At 74.1% G+C, this 21,063-nt stretch carries 15 protein-coding genes; 5 read left to right on the forward strand and 10 right to left on the reverse strand.

Going from position 1 to position 21,063, the window contains the following annotated elements:
* From dnaG to AB6N24_RS04345, 6 genes are all read right to left on the reverse strand, one after another.
* On the reverse strand, positions 1 to 1,501 hold a 1,501-nt coding region (gene dnaG, locus AB6N24_RS04320; RefSeq protein WP_412868193.1), incomplete at its 3' end, for a DNA primase.
* 73 nt (positions 1,502 to 1,574) lie between these two features.
* A complete protein-coding gene (locus AB6N24_RS04325) occupies positions 1,575 to 2,849 on the reverse strand; it encodes a deoxyguanosinetriphosphate triphosphohydrolase (protein WP_412868194.1) in 1,275 nt (424 codons plus the stop codon).
* Positions 2,850 to 2,881: 32 nt separating this feature from the next.
* Positions 2,882 to 4,771 carry a glycoside hydrolase family 13 protein gene (locus AB6N24_RS04330; RefSeq protein WP_412868195.1) on the reverse strand — a complete coding sequence of 630 codons (1,890 nt, stop codon included), beginning with the start codon at positions 4,769 to 4,771 and terminating at the stop codon, positions 2,882 to 2,884.
* Entirely contained in the window at positions 4,768 to 5,649 is an 882-nt protein-coding gene (locus AB6N24_RS04335) for a sugar ABC transporter permease (protein WP_412868196.1), read from the reverse strand. The genes AB6N24_RS04330 and AB6N24_RS04335 overlap by 4 nt, the downstream gene beginning before the upstream one ends.
* The gene (locus AB6N24_RS04340; protein ID WP_412868197.1) at positions 5,649 to 7,268 is read right to left on the reverse strand and encodes an ABC transporter permease subunit; all 1,620 of its coding nucleotides are present in this window, start codon (positions 7,266 to 7,268) and stop codon (positions 5,649 to 5,651) included. The genes AB6N24_RS04335 and AB6N24_RS04340 overlap by 1 nt, the downstream gene beginning before the upstream one ends.
* 144 nt (positions 7,269 to 7,412) lie before the next feature.
* Positions 7,413 to 8,645: a sugar ABC transporter substrate-binding protein gene (locus AB6N24_RS04345; protein WP_412868198.1), complete on the reverse strand. Its 1,233-nt coding sequence runs from the start codon at positions 8,643 to 8,645 to the stop codon at positions 7,413 to 7,415.
* 240 nt (positions 8,646 to 8,885) lie between these two features.
* Between AB6N24_RS04345 and AB6N24_RS04350 the strand changes: the two genes are divergently transcribed.
* Both AB6N24_RS04350 and AB6N24_RS04355 read left to right on the forward strand, forming a co-directional pair.
* Positions 8,886 to 9,887, forward strand: coding sequence for a LacI family DNA-binding transcriptional regulator (locus tag AB6N24_RS04350; RefSeq protein WP_258727214.1), 1,002 nt, complete (start codon positions 8,886 to 8,888; stop codon positions 9,885 to 9,887).
* Between the two features lie 124 nt (positions 9,888 to 10,011).
* Positions 10,012 to 11,754 carry a glycoside hydrolase family 13 protein gene (locus AB6N24_RS04355; protein ID WP_412868199.1) on the forward strand — a complete coding sequence of 581 codons (1,743 nt, stop codon included), beginning with the start codon at positions 10,012 to 10,014 and terminating at the stop codon, positions 11,752 to 11,754.
* Positions 11,755 to 11,812: 58 nt separating this feature from the next.
* Here AB6N24_RS04355 and AB6N24_RS04360 read toward each other — a convergent pair whose 3' ends face one another.
* Both AB6N24_RS04360 and dusB read right to left on the reverse strand, forming a co-directional pair.
* Positions 11,813 to 13,327, reverse strand: a complete 1,515-nt coding sequence (locus tag AB6N24_RS04360) for an alpha-amylase (protein ID WP_412868200.1) — start codon at positions 13,325 to 13,327, stop codon at positions 11,813 to 11,815.
* Between the two features lie 179 nt (positions 13,328 to 13,506).
* On the reverse strand, positions 13,507 to 14,736 hold the full coding sequence (gene dusB / locus AB6N24_RS04365; protein WP_412868201.1) for a tRNA dihydrouridine synthase DusB: 1,230 nt from the start codon (positions 14,734 to 14,736) through the stop codon (positions 13,507 to 13,509).
* A gap of 108 nt (positions 14,737 to 14,844) precedes the next feature.
* Between dusB and AB6N24_RS04370 the strand changes: the two genes are divergently transcribed.
* The 3 genes from AB6N24_RS04370 (at position 14,845) to AB6N24_RS04380 (ending at position 18,380) form a co-directional block, all read left to right on the forward strand.
* Positions 14,845 to 15,519 carry a SigE family RNA polymerase sigma factor gene (locus AB6N24_RS04370; RefSeq protein WP_412868202.1) on the forward strand — a complete coding sequence of 225 codons (675 nt, stop codon included), beginning with the start codon at positions 14,845 to 14,847 and terminating at the stop codon, positions 15,517 to 15,519.
* Positions 15,516 to 16,988 carry a hypothetical protein gene (locus AB6N24_RS04375; protein WP_412868203.1) on the forward strand — a complete coding sequence of 491 codons (1,473 nt, stop codon included), beginning with the start codon at positions 15,516 to 15,518 and terminating at the stop codon, positions 16,986 to 16,988. The genes AB6N24_RS04370 and AB6N24_RS04375 overlap by 4 nt, the downstream gene beginning before the upstream one ends.
* A gap of 63 nt (positions 16,989 to 17,051) precedes the next feature.
* The gene (locus AB6N24_RS04380; protein ID WP_412868204.1) at positions 17,052 to 18,380 is read left to right on the forward strand and encodes a YibE/F family protein; all 1,329 of its coding nucleotides are present in this window, start codon (positions 17,052 to 17,054) and stop codon (positions 18,378 to 18,380) included.
* Here AB6N24_RS04380 and AB6N24_RS04385 read toward each other — a convergent pair.
* Entirely contained in the window at positions 18,310 to 19,602 is a 1,293-nt protein-coding gene (locus AB6N24_RS04385; protein ID WP_412868205.1) for a YibE/F family protein, read from the reverse strand. The two genes, AB6N24_RS04380 and AB6N24_RS04385, sit on opposite strands and share 71 nt — an antisense overlap.
* A gap of 29 nt (positions 19,603 to 19,631) precedes the next feature.
* Entirely contained in the window at positions 19,632 to 21,017 is a 1,386-nt protein-coding gene (locus AB6N24_RS04390; RefSeq protein ID WP_412868206.1) for a glycine--tRNA ligase, read from the reverse strand.
* Between the last annotated feature and the right edge of the window lie 46 nt (positions 21,018 to 21,063).

Here is a 21,063-nt window from a genome sequence, read left to right on the forward strand (position 1 = left end):
CGCGGCCCTGACCCGTGCGGCCGGCGACAGCGGGACCGTGCGCCGGGTGTTCGGTGAGGCGTACGAGCGCGGCGGCGGGGCGGGGGTCCCCGTCGCGCCGGGGCGCGCCGCCGGTCCCGCCCGGGCGCGCCGTGGGCCCGGACCGGACCGCCGAGCCGACCGCGTGGCGCACGGTGTCCTCGTCCATCCCGAGCCACCCGGCGAGCAGGCGCGCGTACTCGAGGCGCAGCCCGCGGTCGCGGATCCCGGCGACGACCGGGACGGCGGCGCGCAGCGCGTTGACCCGCCCCTCGGCGCGCTCCAGGTCGAACGAGCGCAGCGTCGTGCGGATCACGAACTCGAACAGCGGCTGGCGCGCCTCGACGAGCCCGCGCACCGCGTCCGGTCCCTGCGCCTGGCGCAGCTCGCACGGGTCCATGCCGCTCGGCTCGACCGCGACGAACGTCTGCGCGGAGAACGTCTGGTCCTCCCCGAACGCGCGCATCGCGGCCTTCTGCCCCGCGGCGTCGCCGTCGAACGTGAAGATGATCTCGCCGCCGACCGAGGCACCGGACGCGAGCTGGACGCCGCCGCTCGCCCCGGTGTCGCCGACGAGCCGCCGGACGATGCGGGCGTGGTCGCTGCCGAACGCCGTGCCGCACGTCGCGACCGCGGTGCCCTCGCCGGACAGGTGCATCGCCATGACGTCGGTGTAGCCCTCGACGACCACGACCCGCTTGCTGCGGGCGATCTCCCGCTTCGCGAGGTCGATGCCGTAGAGCACCTGCGACTTCTTGTAGAGCGCCGTCTCGGGGGTGTTCAGGTACTTGGGGCCCTGGTCGTCCTCGTAGAGCCTGCGCGCGCCGAAGCCCACGGTGTCGCCCGTGACCTCGCGGATGGGCCACACGAGCCGCCCCCGGAACCGGTCGTAGAGCCCTCGGTTGCCCTCGCTCATGAGGCCCGTGGCCTTGAGCTCGGCCTCCGTGAACCCGCGCCCGCGCAGGTGGCGCAGCAGCGCGTCCCAGCCCTGCGGCGCGTACCCGACGCCGAACTGCTCGGCGGCCGCCCGGTCGAACCCGCGCTCGGCGAGGAACGTGCGAGCGGCCGCGGCGCCGGGCGTCGCGAGCTGCTCGGCGAAGTACGTCGCGGCGACGCGGTGGGCCTCGAGCAGCCGCTGCCGGCGACCGGGCTCCTCACCGGGACGCGGTGCCCCGCCGTCCTCGTACCGCAGCTGGATCCCGACGCGCCCCGCGAGGTACTCCACGGCCTCCGCGAACGGCAGCCCGTCGATCTTCTGCACGAACGAGATGACGTCGCCGCCCTCGGAGCACCCGAAGCAGTGCCAGAGGCCGACCTGGGGGCGGACGTGGAACGACGGCGAGCGCTCGTCGTGGAACGGGCACAGGCCCTTCATCGAGCCGACGCCCGCGGACTTCAGCGTGACGTGCTCGCCGACGACGTCCTCGATCCGGGCACGCTCGCGGACGGCCTGCACGTCCTCCCGCTTGATGCGTCCCGCCACGGGGCAATCCTAGGTCCGGCGCGGCGGGCGACCGGCCGGGTCGCGGGCCGCTCCCCCGCCTCCCCGACCGGTGTCAGTGCCGCGGCGGGTGGACGAGGCGCGCGTGCACCTCGGCGGCCGAGACGTCGGTCAGCGAGGCGACCTGGTCGATCACGACGCGCAGGCGTGCGGCGTCGTCGGCCGCGGCGGCCCAGTCGGCGGCGAACGGCGGCTCGAGCGCGAGCGGGGCGCGGTCGGCGAGCACGCGCACGAGGTCGACGAGGATCTCGCGCTGGCGGTGGTAGAGCGGCTCGAGCTCGCGCGGGGCCATGACGTAGGCGACCGCGAGGCCCTTGAGCACGAGGATCTCGGCCTGCGTCTCGACGGGGACGACGAGGTCGGCGGCGTAGCGGGTCAGCGGTCCGGGGCCGTACTGCGCGCGGGTCGCGGCGTGGGCGGCGCCGGCGAACCGCCCGATGAGCTGGCTCGTGGCGTCCTTGAGGTGCGCGAGCGCGCCGCGCGACCCGTCGAAGCCCTGCGCCCACAGGTCCGCCTCGTTGAGCCGGTCCATCGCGTCGGCGAGCTCGTCGGGCCCGATCGCGTCGCCGTACCAGGCGTCGACGGCCTGCAGGACGCGGGACCGCTCGTCGTCGTCGGTCAGCACCCGGAGGTCCAGGCGACCGCCCACGACGGCGTCCTCGACGTCGTGCACCGAGTAGGAGATGTCGTCCGCGAGGTCCATGACCTGCGCCTCGAGGCACTTGCGGCCCTCGGGCGCGTCGGCGCGCAGCCACGCGAAGACGGGCAGGTCGTCCTGGTAGACCCCGAACTTGTGCGTCGGCCGCCCGTCGCTGAGCAGCGGTCCCTCGCCGAACGCCCACGGGTACTTGACCGACGCGTCGAGGCTCGCGCGCGTGAGGTTCAGCCCGACCGCCGTGCCGTCCGGACCGACGACCTTGGGCTCGAGCCGGGTCAGCAGGCGCAGGGTCTGCGCGTTGCCCTCGAACCCGCCGATGTTGCGGGCCAGCTCGGCGAGCGCGCGCTCCCCGTTGTGCCCGAACGGCGGGTGCCCCAGGTCGTGCGCGAGGCACGCGGTGTCGACGACGTCGGGGTCGCAGCCGAGCGCCTTGCCGATCTCGCGGCCGACCTGCGCGACCTCCAGCGTGTGCGTCAGGCGCGTGCGGACGAAGTCGTCGGACGCCGGGCCGAGCACCTGCGTCTTGGCGCCGAGCCGGCGCAGCGCCGAGGAGTGCACGAGCCGGGCCCGGTCGCGCTCGAACGGGGTCCGGGCGCGCGACTTCGGCGCCTCGGTGACCCAGCGGGCGCGGTCGACCTCGGTGTAGCCGTCGGTCAGGGTCTGCGCGCTCACGCGCACACCCTAGTTCGCTGCTCGCGGGCGGGTCAGGCGAGCCTCCACACCTGGAACCCGGGGCCGTCGCCGGGCAGCCGCAGCGCGCCGGGCGTCAGGTCGAGGGCCGCGCCGCCGTAGAGGTTCTCGGCGTCGTGTCCGGGCGCGAGCAGGTGGCGCGGGAGGTCGGCGCCGGACCACGGCGCGCGGGCGGCGAGCACGAGCACGCGCTCGTCGGCCGTCTCACGCAGGAACGCGACCGCGTCGGGCCCGACGACGGCCCAGCGCAGGCCGCCCTCGCGCAGCGCACGGCTCCCCCGCCGGAGCGCGATCAGCGTGCGGTAGACCTCGAACGTCGCGGCGTCCCACCGCGAGCCGTCACCTCCGGCGATCGCGTCCCACGGCATCGGCACGCGCGCGTGCTCGCCGTTGGTCCCGCGCAGCGCGCCCTCGTCGCCCGCGAACATCGCGGGCGTCCCCGGGTAGGTGAACAGCAGCCCGGCGGCCACCTCGACGCGCTCGCGCGAGCCGACGACGGTGCGCAGGCGCGCGGTGTCGTGCGAGCCGAGCATGTTCCACTGGTGCCGCGTCACGGCCCACGGGACGGCCGCGTCGAACTCGCGCATCGAGTGGACCATCGCGTGCCCGTCACGGCTCGGCACCGGCACGGGCATCCCGAGGAAGCCGAGCTCCGAGCCGGGCTCCGCGAGCCACGTCCAGACCGGCCGCGTGAACGCCGAGTAGTTCATGTTCGCGTGCCAGCCGTCGCCCGCGAGGTCGGGGCCGGCGTCGTGGAAGTGCTCGCTCACGAGCACCGAGTCGGGGTTGACCGCCTGCATCGTGCGCCGGATCGTGCGGGCCACCTCGTGCGTGCGGTCCTCGCTCGCGTAGCGCCCGGTCATGTTCGCGACGTCGATGCGCCAGCCGTCGAGCGCGTAGGGCGCACGCAGCCAGCGGGCGATGACGGAGTCGGGCCCGTCGATCATGCGCTGCGCGAGCGGGCGCGCCGCGTAGTTGAGCTTGGGCAGCGACGCGTGCTCGAGCCAGCCGACGTAGCCGGGGTCGGCGTCCGTCCAGTAGTAGAACGACGCCTCCTCGCTCGTGCGGTCCGCGCGGGCCCGCTCGAACCACTCGTGGCCGGCCCCCGTGTGGTTCGTCGTGAGGTCCCCGATCAGCCGCAGCCCCCGCGCGTGCACCGCGGCGGACAGCGACGCGAACGCGGCGTCGCCACCGAGCAGCGGGTCGACGTGGTCGAACGTGCGCGCGTCGTACCGGTGGTTGGAGCGGCTCGGGAAGATCGGCGTGAGGTAGAGCGTGTCGACCCCGAGCCGCTCGAGGTGGTCGAGGTGGGCCTCGACGCCCGCGAGGTGCCCGCCGAAGAGCTGCTGCGAGACCCCCGGTCCCGCGGGGATCGGCTCGTCGTCCCAGCGCGCCGGGACCGCCCAGTCGGGCAGCTCGCCCTCGGGGAGCCCCTCGTGCGAGCCGGCCCGTGCGAAGCGGTCGGGGAACACCTGGTAGACGACCGCCGACGAGAGCCACGCCGGGGCGGGGGCGTGCACCGTGAGCCGGAAGTCGGCGACGTCGGGCACCTCGCGCGCGTGCACGCCGCGCCCGTTGAGCCAGCGGTAGCCGCCCGGCTCGTCGAGCAGCGCGCGGTAGCCCGTGACCGGGTTGTGCACCGGCACGTCGGCGACGTACCAGCGCCCGTGGGAGTCCGCCCGGTCGAGCCGCGCGGGCTCGATGCGCGGCTCGCCGTCCCGCACCGTGCGGACCCACACCGCCCGCTCCGTGCCCGACGCCGGGACGCGGAACCGCACGGGCACGACGTCGCCCAGCGCCGGGGTGCCGGCCGGGACGTAGACCTCGGAGCCGTCGTGGTGCGGCTCGTCGAGCAGGTGGCGCACCTGCGGTCGGACGCGGCTCGACGGGTCGAGCGCCGTCACCCCTTCACCGACCCGGCGGTCAGGCCCGAGACGATGTAGCGCTGCAGGAACTGGAACAGCAGCAGGACCGGGATCGCGGCGAGCACCGCGCCGGCGGCGAAGAGCCCCCAGGGCGCGTTCCGCTCGTCGGACGCCCACACGTACAGCCCCACGGCGAGCGTGTAGTTCTCGACGCGGCTCAGCACGATCTTGGCGAGGATGAACTCGCCGTACGCCGAGACGAACGAGAGCAGCCCGACGACCGCGAGGATCGGGGAGACGAGGCGCAGGATGATCGTGAAGAAGATCTGCGCGTGGCTCGCCCCGTCGATCTTCGCGGCCTCGTCGAGCTCGCGCGGGATCGTGTTGAAGAACCCGTACATGAGGAACGCGTTCACGCCGAGCGCGCCGCCGAGGTACACCGCGATGAGCGCGAGCCGGCTGTTGAGGCCGAGCGCCGGGAACACGTCACCGAGCGTGAGCAGCAGCAGGAAGATCGCGACGAACGCGAGCATCTGCGGGAACATCTGGACCAGCAGCAGCGACGTCAGCGAGGCACGCCGTCCCTGGAACCGGAAGCGCGAGAACGCGTACGCCGCCGCCGCTCCCATGAGCACCGTGCCGAGCGCGGTCGCGGTGCACACCACGAGGGAGTTGACCGCCCACCGCGGGAAGTCGGTGGTCGCGAGCTCGGCGTAGTTCGCGCCGCTGACCTGGCTGAAGAGCTTGTTCGACCCCGTCAGCGTCCCGCCGGCGTTGAGCGAGGCCGACACCACGTAGAGCAGCGGGGTCGCGCACACGACGACCATCACGACGCCGACGACGTGGCGCCAGCCGACCTCGCGCCACCACCGGACGCCGCTCACCGGTGCGTGCTGTTCGAGAGACGCGCGGGCCATCACAGCTCCTCGAGGGTCTTGGTGCGCCGGAAGGCGGCGTAGGAGATCGCGCCGACGATGACGAAGATGAGGATCGACACCGCGCTCGCGAGGCCGTACTGCTTGACCCCGCTCTCGAAGGCGACGGCGTAGACCATCGAGATGAGGATGTCGGTGTGCCCGACGAGCACCGGCGCGCTCTCGAAGTTGGGCCCGCCGCCCGTGAGCATGTAGATCAGCGTGAAGTTGTTGAAGTTGAACGCGAAGCTCGAGATCAGCAGCGGGGCGACCGAGATCATCAGGAGCGGGAGCGTCATCGAGCGGAACACCCGGAGCGCGCCCGCGCCGTCCATGCGCGCCGACTCGATCACGTCGGACGGGATCGCCTGGAGCGCACCCGTGCAGACGAGGAACATGTACGGGAAGCCGAGCCAGAGGTTCACCAGCAGGATCGAGAGCTTGGCGAGCATCGGGTCCGTCAGCCAGGGCACGTCGGCGCCGCCCAGCAGCACCTCGTTGACGAAGCCGAACCGCGGGTTGAGCATCCCGCGCCACACGAGCGCCGCGAGGAACCCCGGGAAGGCGTACGGGAGGATCAGCAGCGAGCGGTAGAACCGGCGACCGCGCACCCGCGGGTCGTTGAAGACGATCGCGAGGAAGAGCCCGAGCCCGAAGGTCGTGACGACCGACAGGATCGCGAAGGCGAACGTCCACGCCAGGACCGAGAAGAACGGCCCGGACAGGCGCGAGTCGCTGAACATCGCGGTGTAGTTCTCGAGCCCGACGCCGACGCGCCACCCGGGGGTCAGGGTCGAGCCGTCCTCCGCGGTGAACGTGCCGTACCGCGACGGCGTGTAGACGGTGCCGGTCTCGAGGTCCGTGAACGTGTCGGCGTCCTCGTCGTACTCGACGCTCGGGGTGTACACGTACCCGGTCGAGCCGTCCTGCGTCCGCAGGCTCCCGTCGGAGGCGTCGTCGGACACCGGCACGCGCAGCCCGGTGATCTCGGCCTGCTGCTGCGCGATCTGCGCGAGGCCGAGGACCTCGAAGCCCTCGACCTCGGTGATGCGGTCGCCGTCGGCCTGCGCACCGTCGACGGTCTCGAGCGGCTGGTCCGGGGTGCCGACGCGGACGTCGCCGTCCTCGTCGACGATCCCGAGCGCGAGCTCGTCGCCGCGGCTCAGCACGGTGACCGGGTACGACGGCGAGCCCTCGACCCGGCGCTCGGTCTGGACCTGGATCGCGCTGATCGCGTCGGCCTTGGTGGAGTTGTGGCCGTCGCCGTAGTTCGTGAACGACACGTAGCCCGTGTAGGCCATGACGAACAGCTGGTACACGAGCAGGAACAGCAGGCCCGGCACGAGGTACTTGCCCGGCAGCATCCGCCGCGAGAAGTAGACCCAGTTGACCGCGACGAGCGCGAGGACCAGGAAAGCGACGATGCCCCACGACTGGACGGCGGCCGCGGCGAGGATGCCGTAGAGCCCGAGCGCGTCGACGAGGGCGACCAACACGAGCTTGACGAGGAATCCCGGCTTGATGTCGCGGGCGTGCGAGGTGACCGACCTGCGGCGGGGCTCGGGGGCCGGGGGGCGGGCGTCGGGCCCGGCCGCGACCGGCTCCGTCTGCTGGGTGCTCATGCGTCCTCCAACGCGCGATCCTGCGTGCCGCGGTCCGGGTGCGGACACGGCGGGCCCGGGCAGGGGCCTGGGCCGAGGGGGTCCCGGCGTGCGCCGCCGGGACCCCCTCGGGTGTGCTGACCTCGGGTCTGTGCGCCCGCGAGGTCAGCCGTCGATCGCGCCCTGGATGTTGGTGACCATGGCGTCCCACGCCCCGGCCGGGTCGGTCGCCTGGCCGCCGATGAGCTGGACCTCGGTCGTGCCCCAGAAGCTCCAGACCGAGCCCATCTCGGGCAGCGACGGCATCGGGGCGCCGGTCGCGCCGGCCTCGTTGAAGCCCGCGAGGACCTCGTCGTCGATCTTGTCGGCCGACGCGGTCAGCGCCGGGACGCGGCCGCCGGTGGCGTAGAGCTCGTCCTGGACGGCCTCGGTCGTGAGGTAGTTCGTGACGAAGTCGTTCGCGAGGACCGAGTTCTCGGTCTTGGCGCTGATGAACGCGCCCTGGACACCGACGAACGGCTGGGCCTCCTGGCCGCCCGCGCTCGGGACGGGCAGGACGGTGATGTCCATGCCGGCCTCGACGAACGCCTCGGCGTACCAGGGGCCCGTGACGATGTACGGGGTCTGGCCGTCGAGGAACGCCTGCTTGGCCTTGTCGCCGTCGATCGCCGGGTCGAGCACCTTCTCGGTGCCGAGCTTGGCGAGGTACGTGGCGAACGCGGTGCCGGCCTCGCCGCCGAGCGCGAGCTCGGGAGTGTAGGAGCCGTCGGCCGCCTGCGCGAAGACGGGGGCGCCGAACGACGTCTGCAGCGGGTACAGGTGGTACGCGTCGCCCTGGTCGCCCTGCTGGATGACGACGGGGAACGGCGTGCCGGCACCCTTGCCCTGCGCGACGAGCTCGTCGAAGGTCGCGGGGGTCTCGGTGAGCAGCGCGTCGTTGCGGACGAGCGCGATGTTCTCGATCGCGTACGGGACGCCGTACTGCTTGCCGTCGTAGGCGAACGCGGTGATCGCGGACTCGGCGAAGTCGCCGGCCTTGTCGCCGAGCTCGACGGGGGCGACGACGCCGTTGTTGACGAACTCGCCGGTCCAGTCGTGCGCGCCGATGACGACGTCGGGGCCCTCGCCGGTGGGGACCTGGGTCACGAAGTCGGTGCGGATGTCGCCCGAGGCCTTCTGCACGAGGTCGAGCTGGACGCCCGTCTCCTCCTGGTAGGACTCGGCGACCGGCTTGAACGAGTCGATGCGGGTCTCGTCGACCCAGACCGTGAGGGTTCCGGTGAGCTCGGGGGCCGCCGAGCTCGCGTCGCCGGTGGGCTCGTCCGACGAGCCGCTGCAGGCCGAGAGCGTGAGCGTCACGCCGAGGGCCGCCGCAACGAGGGGGATGCTCCGTCGCATCTTCGTGTCTCCAAGGATCTGTGGGGCTGCCTCCGTCGGGGGTGTCCCACCGACGCCGGCCTGGTGGGACGGACGCTAACCCGCTTGTCTTCGTTCTTGCAACTCGTTACGGTAACTTTCAGGCAACGCTTTCACACCGCAGTTTCCTCAGGGCCCCAGCACCGGACTGCGCCCACGTGCCCCACATCCGGACGAGGAGGTCCCGTGTCCCTTACGCTGCCCCACGTGCGCACGCGACTGATGGACCTGGCCGAGCAGGCAGGCGTCAGCACAGCCACGGTCTCGCGCGTGCTCAACGGCAAGCAGGGGGTCTCGGCGCAGACCCGCCAGGCGGTGCTCGCCGCGCTCGACGTGCTCGGCTACGAGCGCCCCGAGAAGCTGCGCACACGCTCGGCCGGCCTCGTGGGGCTCGTCGTGCCGGAGCTGTCCAACCCGGTCTTCCCCGCGTTCGCCCAGGTCATCGAGTCGATGCTCTCCGAGCGCGGGTACACCCCGCTGCTGTGCACGCAGTCCCCCGGCGGCACGACCGAGGACCAGTACGTCGAGATGCTCCTCGAGCACGAGGTCGACGGGATCCTGTTCGTCTCGGGCCTGCACGCGGACACCACGGCCAGCAAGGAGCGGTACCACCGCCTGCGCAGCCGCGGCGTGCCGATCGTGCTCGTCAACGGCCACGCCGAGGGCGTCGACGCCCCCTCGATCTCCAACGACGACCCGTCGTCGATGGAGCTGTCCGTGCGGCACCTCGTCTCGCTCGGGCACCGGCGCATCGGGCTCGCGATCGGCCCCGACCGGTTCGTGCCCGCGCAGCGCAAGGTCGTCTCGTTCGCCGAGCAGCTGCGCCGCCAGCTCGGCGAGGAGGACGCCGCCGCGCACGTCGTCACGACCCTGTTCACGGTCGAGGGCGGCCAGGCCGCCGCCGGCGAGCTCATCGAGTCGGGCCACACCGCGATCATCTGCGGGTCCGACCTCATGGCCCTGGGCGCGATCCGGGCCGCCCGCCAGCGCGGCCTCGACGTGCCCACCGACCTGTCCGTCGTCGGCTACGACGACTCCCCGCTGATCGCGTTCACCGACCCGCCGCTCACGACCGTGCGCCAGCCCGTGCAGGCCATGGGGCACGCGGCGGTCAGCGCGCTGGTCGCCGAGATCAGCGGCACCAAGGCCCCCCGCAGCGAGCTCCTGTTCCACCCGGAGCTCATCGTGCGGGCATCGACGGGCGCAGCGCCCGCCGTACGCTGACCCTCAGCAGCACGACCCCGCGCAGCCGGTAGCGACCGGCGTGGGCGCGTCCCCACGGACGCGTCCCCGCGCACCTGCACCGGGCGCAGCAGCCCATCCCCACTCCGAAACGAGGCACAGCCCTGTGACGACCACCGACCCCCGTACCCGCACGCTCGACACGACCCTCGTGCACGCCGAGGGCTCGCCCGCCGAGGAGTGGTGGCGCCACGCCGTCATCTACCAGGTCTACCCGCGCTCGTTCGCGGACGGCTCCGGCGACGGCATCGGCGACCTGCCCGGCATCACCTCGCGGCTCGAGCACCTCGCGACCCTCGGGGTCGACGCCGTGTGGCTCTCGCCGTTCTACCGCTCCCCGCAGGCCGACGCGGGCTACGACGTGGCCGACTACCGCGACGTCGACCCGCTGTTCGGGACGCTCGCCGACTTCGACGTGCTGCTCGAGCGCGCGCACGGGCTGGGCATGCGCGTGATCGTCGACCTCGTGCCGAACCACACGTCGGACGAGCACGTCTGGTTCCAGGCCGCCCTGGCCGCCGGCCCGGGGAGCGCCGAGCGCGAGCGCTACCTCTTCCGCGAGGGCAAGGGCGCCGACGGCTCCGAGCCGCCGAACAACTGGCGGTCGATCTTCGGCGGGCCCGCGTGGACCCGGACGACGGACGCCGACGGCACGCCCGGCCAGTGGTACCTGCACATGTTCGACACCCGTCAGCCGGACCTGAACTGGGAGCACCCCGAGGTCCGCAGCGAGTTCGAGGACGTCCTGCGGTTCTGGCTCGACCGGGGCGTCGACGGCTTCCGCATCGACGTCGCGCACGGCATGGTCAAGGCGCCGGGCCTGCCCGACTGGGACGGCGAGGTCACGATGGTCGACGGCGCGAGCCCGGCCGACGACGGCTCGACGGGCGCCGGCAACCAGGGCCCGATGTTCGACCAGGAGGGCGTCCACGACATCTACCGCGCGTGGCACCGCGTCCTCGCGGAGTACGACGGCGACCGTGCGCTCGTCGCCGAGGCGTGGGTCGAGCCGCTGACCCGCCTCGCGCGCTACGTCCGCCCCGACGAGATGCACCAGGCGTTCAACTTCTCGTTCCTCACGACCCCGTGGGACGCCGCCGCGCTCCGCTCGGTGGTCACCGCCTCGCTCGTCGCGAGCGACGGCGTCGGTGCGCCCACGACCTGGGTGCTGTCGAACCACGACGTCGTGCGCCACGCGTCGCGCCTCGGCCTGAGCACGCCCGGCGCGCGCCCCAACGGCATCGGCGTCGGCGACGAGCAGCCCGACGAGGAGCTCGGCCTGCGCCGCGCCCGCGCCGCGTCGCTGCTCATGCTCGGCCTGCCCGGCTCGGCGTACCTGTACCAGGGCGAGGAGCTCGGGCTGCCCGAGCACACGTCGCTCGACGACGACCTGCGCCAGGACCCGGCCTGGTGGCGCTCGGGCCACACCGAGCGCGGCCGCGACGGCTGCCGCGTGCCGCTCCCCTGGTCCGCGGACGCCCCCGGGCTCGGCTTCTCGCCGACCGGCGCGACGTGGCTCCCGCAGCCGGAGTCGTGGAGCCGCTTCGCGCTCGACGCGCAGCAGGGCGTCGAGGGCTCGACCTACGAGACCTACCGGGCCGCGCTGCGCGTGCGCCGCGAGCAGGGCCTCGGCTCGGGCTCGCTCGCGTGGGTCGACGCCCCGGAGGTGCTCGGCGGCGAGGTGCTCGCGTTCCTCAACCGCGACGTGCTCGTGCTGACCGTCTTCGGCGGCGCGCCGGTCGCGCTGCCCGAGGGCGCCGAGGTGCTGCTCGCGAGCGGTGACGTCACGGCCGAGGACGGGCGCGTCGTCGTCCCGGCCGACACGACCGTGTGGGCCCGCCTGGCCTGACGGCTCCTGCGCGACGACGGCGCCGGCCCCGGGGAGATCCCGGGGCCGGCGCGTCCGTTCAGGCCTCCGCGCGCGCCCCGACGTGCAGCGCCACCGCGCTCCCGGCGGGCACGCGCGCGGCGACCTCGCCGTCGTCGACGCGCACCGGGTCGCCCGTGCACCGCGGACCGTCCGTGCCGGCCGCCGCCGTCGGCCCTGCGAGCACGTCGCAGTACTCCCCGTCCCGCAGCGTCGTCGGCACGCGCGCCTCGAGCGGCGCGTCGCCCCCGTTGACGACCACGGTCCCCCGCTCGCCGCGGCTGAGGGCGATCGCGTCGCCGTCCTCCCACCGCGCCCCGACGGGGTCGTCGCCCACCGCGGAGCGCCAGCCGACCATGCCCTCGACGGTGCGCCACCGGTGCTGGCAGACCCACTCGCCGTCGGCGTACGCCCGGTCGGCGCCCGCGTCGTCGGGGCACGCGGCGTCGAGCACCGCACCGTCGCCGTCCTGCTCGGGCCCGGCGTCGCGGTCGCTGAACGCGTAGCCCGAGTACACGACCGGGCGGCCGTAGCCCGTCGCGAGCATGAGGACGTTCGCGAGCACGTACGAGGTGCCGTCCGCGTACCCGAGCGTGCTGCCGCCCCGCTCGGTGTCGTGGTTCTCGACGAAGATCCACGCCTTCTCGGACGGCAGGTACGACGACCCCGTGCCGAGCTCGGTGACCAGGCGCAGCGACCCGCCGCGGATCATGCCGGTCGCCTCGCGGCCCCAGGCGAACTCGAAGACGTCCCCGAACCCGGCGTACTGCTCGGGCACGACGGGCTCGCCGCCGCCGCGGATGACCTCGGAGACGATGCGGGTGCCCTCCGGCAGCCGCTCGACCAGCGCGGCGACGTCCTCGGCGGGCATGTGCTTCGCGGCGTCGATGCGGAAGCCGTCGACGCCGAGGCTCAGCACGTCCTGCAGGTAGGCGACGAGCCGGTCCTGCACCGCGACGCGCCCGGTCGCGAGGTCCGCGAGGTTCACGAGCTCGCAGTGCTGGACCTCGTAGGCGTCGCGGTAGTCGGCGATGTCGTCGGCAGGCGGGACGCCGCAGTGGTGGAAGTCCCCCGCCGCGTCGGACCAGACGCCCGGGTGGTCGTAGTGGGAGTACGGCGACCCCGCCCAGCCGGTACCGGGCTCGTCCTGCCCCGTCATGTGGTTGACGACCGCGTCCACCACGACGTCGACGCCCGCCTCGTGGCACGTCTCGACCATCGCGGCGAGCTCCGCACGGGTGCCGAGCCGCGACTCGAGCAGGTAGGACACGGGCTGGTACGCGGTCCACCAGGCGTCGCCGCGGACGTGCTCCTGCGGTGGCGACGTGAGCACCCAGCCGTACCCGGCCGGGCCGAGGCGCTCGGTGCACTCGCGCGCGATCGCGTCCCAGGTCCACTGGAAGAGCTGCACGCCGACGTCGCGCGCGCCGGCGGGCTCGGGAGCGCCGTCCTCGGGGGACGTGCACGCGCCGAGCCCGGCGGCGAGCCCCAGGGCGAGGAGTGCGGCGGCCGCGCGGCGGCGCAGCCCTCGGGTGGGTCGTGTGCTGCTCTGCACGGGGCTCCTGCCGTCGTCGGGACGGCTGCAAGCGTACAGAAACTTGCAACGCCGACGACGGTCCCGCGCGGCTCGGGAGCCGGCGCGGTCAGCCGTTCGAGTCAGCCGCCCGGATCGGCCGCCCGGCTCGGTCGTTCGAGTCAGCCGCCCGGCTCAGTCGCTCGCGTCCGCCGCTCGGGTCACCCGCCCGAGACGCTCAGCTCGGCCTCGTGCAGCGCGCGCCGGAAGTCGTCGCTCAGCTCGCGCGACGCGAGCCAGCCCTCCGGCAGCGTCGGGCGCTTGGGCGAGCCCGCGCGCCCCCGCTGCCCCTCCGCCGCCTCACCGGGGTACGGCTGGTCGAGGTCGAGCGCCCCGAGCCGCTCGTCGAGCTCCGCGAGCGTCGACACCAGCCCGAGCTTCGCGCGGAGCTCGCCGCCCACCACGTACCCCTTGAGGTACCAGGCCATGTGCTTGCGCATCTCGCGCAGCGCCTTCGACTCGTCCCCGAAGTGCTCGATCATGAGCTCCGCGTGCCGGCGCACCACGGCGGCGACCTCGCCGAGCCCCGGCCGGCGACGCTCGTCCGACCCGGCGAACGCCGCCGCGAGGTCGGCGAACAGCCAGGGCCGTCCCTGGCAGCCCCGCCCGACGACGACGCCGTCGCACCCGGTCTGCGCGACCATGGCGAGCGCGTCCTCGGCCGACCAGATGTCGCCGTTGCCGAGCACCGGGATGTCCGTCACCGCCTCCTTGAGCCGCGCGATCGACTCCCAGTCGGCCGTGCCCGAGTAGTAGTCGGCCGCCGTCCGGGCGTGCAGCGCGACCGCCGCGACGCCGACCTCCTGCGCGACGAGACCCGCCTCGAGGTACGTCAGGTGGTCGTCGTCGATGCCCTTGCGCATCTTGACGGTCACGGGCACGCCGTACGGGCTCGCGGCGTCGACCGCGGCGCTGATGATCGAGCGGAACAGGTCCCGCTTCCAGGGCAGCACCGCTCCCCCGCCGCGCCGCGTGACCTTGGGCACCGGGCAGCCGAAGTTGAGGTCGACGTGGTCCGCGCGGTCCTCGGAGGCGATGAGGCGCACCGCCGCACCGACGGTCGCGGGGTCGACGCCGTAGACCTGCACCGAGCGCGGCTTCTCGTCGGGCTCGTGGGAGATGATCCGCATCGACTCCTCGCCCCGCTCGACGAGCGCGCGCGACGTGACCATCTCGGCGACGTAGAGCCCGGCGCCCGACTCCCGGCACAGCCGCCGGAAGGCCGCGTTCGTCACGCCCGCCATCGGCGCGAGCACGACGGGCGTGTCGATGGTGAGGGGCCCGATGCGCAGCGGCGGGAGCACGCGCGTGCCGGTTCCGGGCGCAGCGTCCGCCGAGGCGCCGCTCGGCGTCGGGGCGGGCACGGCGGGGGTCACGGTCGCAGGCGTCACCCGTCGATTGTCCCCCACGCGGCGCGCGCCCCCCTCTCGCGAAGCACCCGGGTGACGTCCGGACTCAACCTTCGGGGCGGGTCGTGCGTCTTCTACGGTGTGACCACCATGACGAGCGGCACCCTCGCCTTCCCCGGTGACCCCCCGGACCTGCCCTCCGAGGAGGTCGTCCTCGTCGAGCGCGTCGCGCGCCGCGGTGCCGCGCAGCGCGCGCAGACCCGCGAGGTCGACGCCGCGAGCCGCGACGCGGAGTTCGCCGCGTTCATGTCCGAGCACGGGGACGACCTGCTGCGCACCGCGTGGCTGCTGTGCGGCGACGCGCACCGCGCGGAGGAGCTGACCCAGCAGGCGCTCGTGCGCACCTACGCCGCGTGGTCCCGCGTCCGCACCGGCGACCCGCTCGCCTACACCCGCCGCGTGCTCGCGAACCTCCGGGTCGACTCGTGGCGGCGCCGGCGCCGCGAGGTGCTGACCGCGCCCGAGGACCTGCCCGACGGCGCCGCAGCACGTACCGGCCCGACCCCCGCGGCGGGCCGCGACCACCAGGTCGCCGCCGCCGACCGCGACCTGCTCGTGCGCGCCCTGGCGACCCTGTCCCCGCGCCAGCGCCGCATCGTCGTCCTGCGCCACCTCGTCGGGATGCCGGAGGCCGAGGTGGCCGCCGACCTCGGTGTGAGCGTCGGCACCGTGAAGTCCACGGCGTCCCGCGCGCTCGCGTCCCTGCGCGGCGTGCTCGCGGCCGACCCCTCCGCCCCCACCGCCCGCGCGAGGAGCCCCCGATGACCCGCACCCCGCCCCCGACCCGGCTCCTCGACCCCCGCGAGGACGAGGTCGTGGCCCGCCTGCACCGCTACGCGACCTCCGGCGCACCGCCCATGCAGCTCGCGACGGACGACGTGATCCGCGCGGCGCACCGCCGCACGACCGCGCGGCGCATCCGTGGTGCCGCGGTCAGCACGTTCACCGTGGTCGCCCTCGCGCTCGGCGGCACGTACGTCGCCGGTCTCGAGCAGACGGCCGACGACACCCCCGCGCTCGCGGGCGACGTGCGCGTCGTGACCGTCGCCGAGGGGGTCACGGCCGCGTCCTTCCCGGCCCGCGTGCGCGGCGAGGCCGACGCCGTCGACCTCGGCCTCGGCTTCCCCGACGTGCCCGTCGGCGCCCCGATCACGCTGAGCGAGGACGCCGGGACGCTGTTCGTCGGCCTCCCGCTCGACGCCGGGGCGAACCTGGCCGGCGCGAGCGTGCACACCGTGCGCCTCGACCCGTGGACGGACGAGGACGCCGCGACCGGCACGACGTTCCGGACCGTCGCGAGCACCGACGGCCGCGAGATGCTCGTCGTCGGGACCGTGCCGCAGTGGGTCGAGGACCCGGTCGTCGAGCTCGTGGGCGAGGAGCAGCCCGGGTTCGTGCCCGTGGCCGGCGGCACCGCGGTCGACCGGGTCGAGGTCCCGACGTTCGACGCGCCGGGCGACGGCACCGGCCGGGTGTACGCCGTGCGGCTCTCGGCGGAATCCGCCGCGTCGCAGGGGTGGCTGCGCATCGACGACCTCCGCCTGGTGCCCGTCGTGACGGGTGCGGGCGGCGCCGAGGTGCTCGGCGGCGAGTGCCGCGGTGCGGAGCCGCAGTGCGTGCTCGACACCGTCCAGGGGCTCCTCGAGGACGTCGACGCCGCGGCCGTCGAGGTCGGGACCGGGATCGTCGCGACCTCGCGGCTCGGGATCGACCTCGTCCGCGACGAGCGCACGGCCGGGCTGCCGGCGCTCGACCTCGGCCTCGACCTGCCCGACCCGGCTGCGCCCGGCCGGCTCGCCGTCGTGCAGGACCCGGACGCGCCGCCCCCGGCCTCGACGAACGTCCCCGCGACGATCGGGGTCGACGGCGCGGGCCCGCTGCCCGAGTCCGCCTGGCGGACCGCGCTCGGCGGCTCGCGCGAGAACGCGCTCGTCGACGTCGTCAGCACCGAGACGGCGTACGCGGCCCAGGGCGACGCGTGGGTGCTGACCGGGACCGTGCCGGGGTCCGTGGCTCCGGACGCGCTCGCCCGGATCGAGCTCGCCGAGCCCGTCGTGCGCGCGGACGGAACCCGCGGGACCACGATCGAGGTGCCGACGTTCGACCCGATGTCCGGGGACGGCCGGCGTGCGTACGTCGTCGTCGTCGGGCCGGCGGCCGGCCTGCCCGACCCGTCGAGCGGCCGGTCCCCGCTCGCGCCGGCGCCGACCACGTTCGTCGAGCGCGCGCGCTGACGTCACCCGGCGCTCCCCGCGCGGGACCGGGCGTCGTCGGGCACGGTGCTGCACAATCGCACCGTGCCCGACTCCCCTGACGCCCCGGCGCCCGCCCGGGAGCCCGCCACGGCCCCGCCCGCCCCGACCGCCGCGGAGCACCGCTCCGACCACCCCCCGGTCCGGCGCACCGCCGCGAGCCGGACCCGCCTGCTGCTGACCGCGGTGCTCGTCCCGCTCGGGCTGGCCGCGCTGCTCGGCATGGTGCTCACGTGGCCCGGCGAGCCGCAGCCGACCAACGGCGAGCTCGTCGACGTCGAGGTGCAGTACCCGACGGCCCGCGTGACGGGGACCTCGGTCGAGTCGTGCGAGGGCACCAGCGAGGACCGGCTCGCCGACGGCTCCGTGCCCGCGCAGGTCGAGTGCCTGCAGGTCTTCGCCACCGTGACGAGCGGCTCCGAGAAGGGCCGGGACATCGCGCTCTGGGCGACGGCGACGCTCCAGCCCGACGACGTCCGTGAGGGCGCCGGCCTCGTGGTCCAGCGCTACCCCGCCACCGCGACGGACGGCGAGCTGTGGGCGTGGCACGACTTCGAGCGGACCGTGCCGCTCGGCACCCTGACGCTCGTGTTCGCCGTCGTCACCGTGCTCGTCGCGGGGATGCGCGGTCTGCGCGCCCTGATCGGGCTCGTGCTCGCGTTCGCCGTGATCGGGACGTACATCCTGCCCGGGCTGGTCGCGGGCGAGAACCCGCTGCTCATCGGCCTGTGCGGGTCGACCGTCATCATGATCGCGGTCCTGTACCTCGCGCACGGGTTCTCCGAGCGCACCTCCACCGCGCTGCTCGGCACGCTCGCGGGGCTCGGGCTCACGGCGGCGCTCGGCGTGCTCGCGGCCCGCGCGGCGCACCTGTCGGGGGTGACGTCCGAGGACTCCTACCGGCTCGCCGGGCTGCTGGGCGACCAGGGCGCGACCGCGCTGCGCGGGCTGTTCCTGTGCGGCGTCGTGCTCGCCGGCCTGGGCGTGCTCAACGACGTGACGATCACGCAGGCGTCGGCCGTGTGGGAGCTCCGCGCGACGTCGCCCGACGCGGACCGCGGCGAGCTGTTCAGCCACGCGATGCGCATCGGGCGCGACCACATCGCCTCGACGGTCTACACGATCGCCTTCGCGTACACCGGCGCGGCGCTCCCCGTGCTGCTGCTGCTCGAGATCTACGGCCTGCCGCTCGGGCAGACGCTCACCAGCGGGGCGTTCGCCGAGGAGATCGTGCGCACGCTCGTCGGGTCGATCTCGCTCGTCCTCGCGATCCCGCTCACGACCGCGCTCGCGGTGCTGGTCGTCACGGCGTCCCCGCCGCCGCGTCACGCCCTGGACGGTCACCGGGGTCACCCGCACGCCCACGCGCACTGACCGCCTCGGGCGCGAGGACCTCGGGCCCGGGGACGTCGGGCGCGGGGAGCTCGGGAGCGTCGCCGTCCGGCTCGTCGCGCGTCGCGCGGCCCGGGCCGCCGACGACGAGCGCCGCGACCACCGTCGTCAACGGGATCGCGAGCACCAGCCCCATCGAGCCGACGAGCGTCCGGACGACCTCCTCGGCGATCTCGCCGCTCGTGAGCGTCCCGAGCAGCGCACGGTCCGACAGGCTCACGAGCAGCACGAGCGGCAGGGCGGCGCCGACGTACGCGAAGGCCACCGTGTAGACCGTCGAGGCGATGTGGTCGCGCCCGATGCGCATGCCCCGCGCGTACAGCTCGCGCCGGCTCGCGTGCGGGGCGCTCGCCCGCAGCTCCCACACGGCGGACGCCTGCGTGATCGTCACGTCGTTGAGCACCCCGAGCCCCGCGACGACGATCCCGCACAGCAGGACCCCGCTCAGGCTCACGTCCGGGGCGTACTGCCGCAGGTCGAGCGCGTTCTCGTCGACGAGCCCGGTGAGGTGCGCGGCGCCGCTCGCCCAGCCTGCGAGCAGGGCCGTCGCCGCGAGGCCGCCGAACGTCCCGAGGAGCGCCGTCGTGGTGCGCGCCGTGACGCCGTGCGCGAGGTAGAGCAGCACGAACATGAGCGCCGACGCGGTCACGAGCGCGACGGGCACCGCGGGCCGTCCCTCGAGCAGCGCGGGCAGCGTGAACCACGCGATCCCCGCGAACGACACCACGAGCCCGGCGAGCGCCGCGAGCCCCCGCCAGCGCGCGACGACGAGCACGAGCACCGCGAAGACGCCCGCGAGCAGCCCGACGGGGGCGTCGCGCACGAAGTCCACGAACACGTACGGGCTGCCCTCGCCCACCGCCTCCGCGAGGTAGAGCACCGTCAGGGTGTCACCCGGCTCGACCTCGGGGACGTACTCGGGCGGGACGAGCACGGGGGTGCTGCTGCCGTCGGCGAGCTCGCCGACCACCTGGGTCTCCGGGGGCGCGTCCGGCGCGGGGTCGACCGACGTCACGAGGACGCGCTCGAAGGACGTGCCGGGGGCGGTGGTGCGCAGCACCGGGAGGGAGTCCCGGTCGGGCCACAGCCACCACGCACCGAGCACGGTCGCGAGCAGGGCCGGCACGACGAGCGCGGCGAGCAGGAGCCGCACGCGCCGGCTCGCGCGCGGCTCCGGGCCGCCGCCGTGGACGTGCCCGGTCACGGACCCGTCCACGGCGGCGTCGGACGCGCTCAGGCGCCGACGAGCCGCGTCGCGAGGTACGCCGTGACCTGGTCGAGCGCGACGCGCTGCTGCGACATGTCGTCGCGGTGGCGGATGGTCACGGCCTGGTCGTCGAGCGTGTCGAAGTCGACCGTGATGCAGAACGGCGTGCCGATCTCGTCCTGGCGGCGGTAGCGGCGGCCGATCGCGCCCGCGTCGTCGAACTCGACGTTCCACGACCGGCGCAGCTCGGCCGCGAGGTCGCGCGCCTTGGGCGAGAGCTGCTCGTTGCGGCTGAGGGGCAGCACCGCGGCCTTGACGGGCGCGAGGCGCGGGTCCAGCCGGAGCACCGTGCGCTTGTCGACGCCGCCCTTGGTGTTGGGGGCCTCGTCCTCGACGTAGGACTCGACGAGGAACGCCATCAGCGAGCGCGTGAGGCCCGCGGCCGGCTCGATGACGTACGGCACGAAGCGCTCGTTCTTCGCCTGGTCGAAGTACGACAGGTCCTGGCCCGAGTGCTCGCTGTGCGTCGACAGGTCGAAGTCGGTGCGGTTCGCGATGCCCTCGAGCTCGCCCCACTCGGAGCCCTGGAAGCCGAAGCGGTACTCGATGTCGACGGTGCGCTTCGAGTAGTGCGAGAGCTTCTCCTTCGGGTGCTCGTAGTGGCGCAGGTTGTCGCGGCTGATGCCGAGGTCGGTGTACCAGTCGGTGCGCGTGTCGATCCAGTACTGGTGCCACGTCTCGTCGGTGCCGGGCTCGACGAAGAACTCCATCTCCATCTGCTCGAACTCGCGCGTGCGGAAGATGAAGTTGCCCGGCGTGATCTCGTTGCGGAACGACTTGCCGATCTGGCCGATGCCGAACGGCGGCTTCTTGCGGCTCGTCGTCACGACGTTGGCGAAGTTCACGAAGATGCCCTGCGCTGTCTCGGGGCGCAGGTAGTGCAGCCCGGACTCGTCCTCGATGGGGCCGACGTAGGTCTTGAGCATCATGTTGAAGTCGCGGGGCTCGGTCCACTGGCCGCGCGTGCCGCAGTTGGGGCACGCGATGTCGGCGAGGCCGTTCTCGGGCGCGCGGCCCTTCTTCTCCTCGAACTCCTCCAGCATGTGGTCCTCGCGGAACCGCTTGTGGCAGCTGAGGCACTCGGTGAGCGGGTCGGTGAAGACGCCGACGTGGCCCGAGGCGACCCAGACCTGGCGCGGCAGGATGACCGACGAGTCGAGCCCGACGATGTCCTCGCGCGCGGTGACCATGGTGCGCCACCACTGCTTCTTGATGTTCTCCTTGAGCTCGACCCCGAGCGGGCCGTAGTCCCAGGCCGAGCGCGTGCCTCCGTAGATCTCACCGCTCGGGAACACGAAGCCCCGGCGCTTGGCGAGCGAGACGACGTTGTCGAGGCGGGACGGTGCAGCCACTGCGATCACTCCAGGGGACGAGGGCCCGCGACTGGGTGGCGCGGGG

Source organism: Cellulomonas jepli (assembly GCF_047229345.1).
In the GTDB taxonomy this organism is placed as follows: domain Bacteria; phylum Actinomycetota; class Actinomycetes; order Actinomycetales; family Cellulomonadaceae; genus Cellulomonas_A.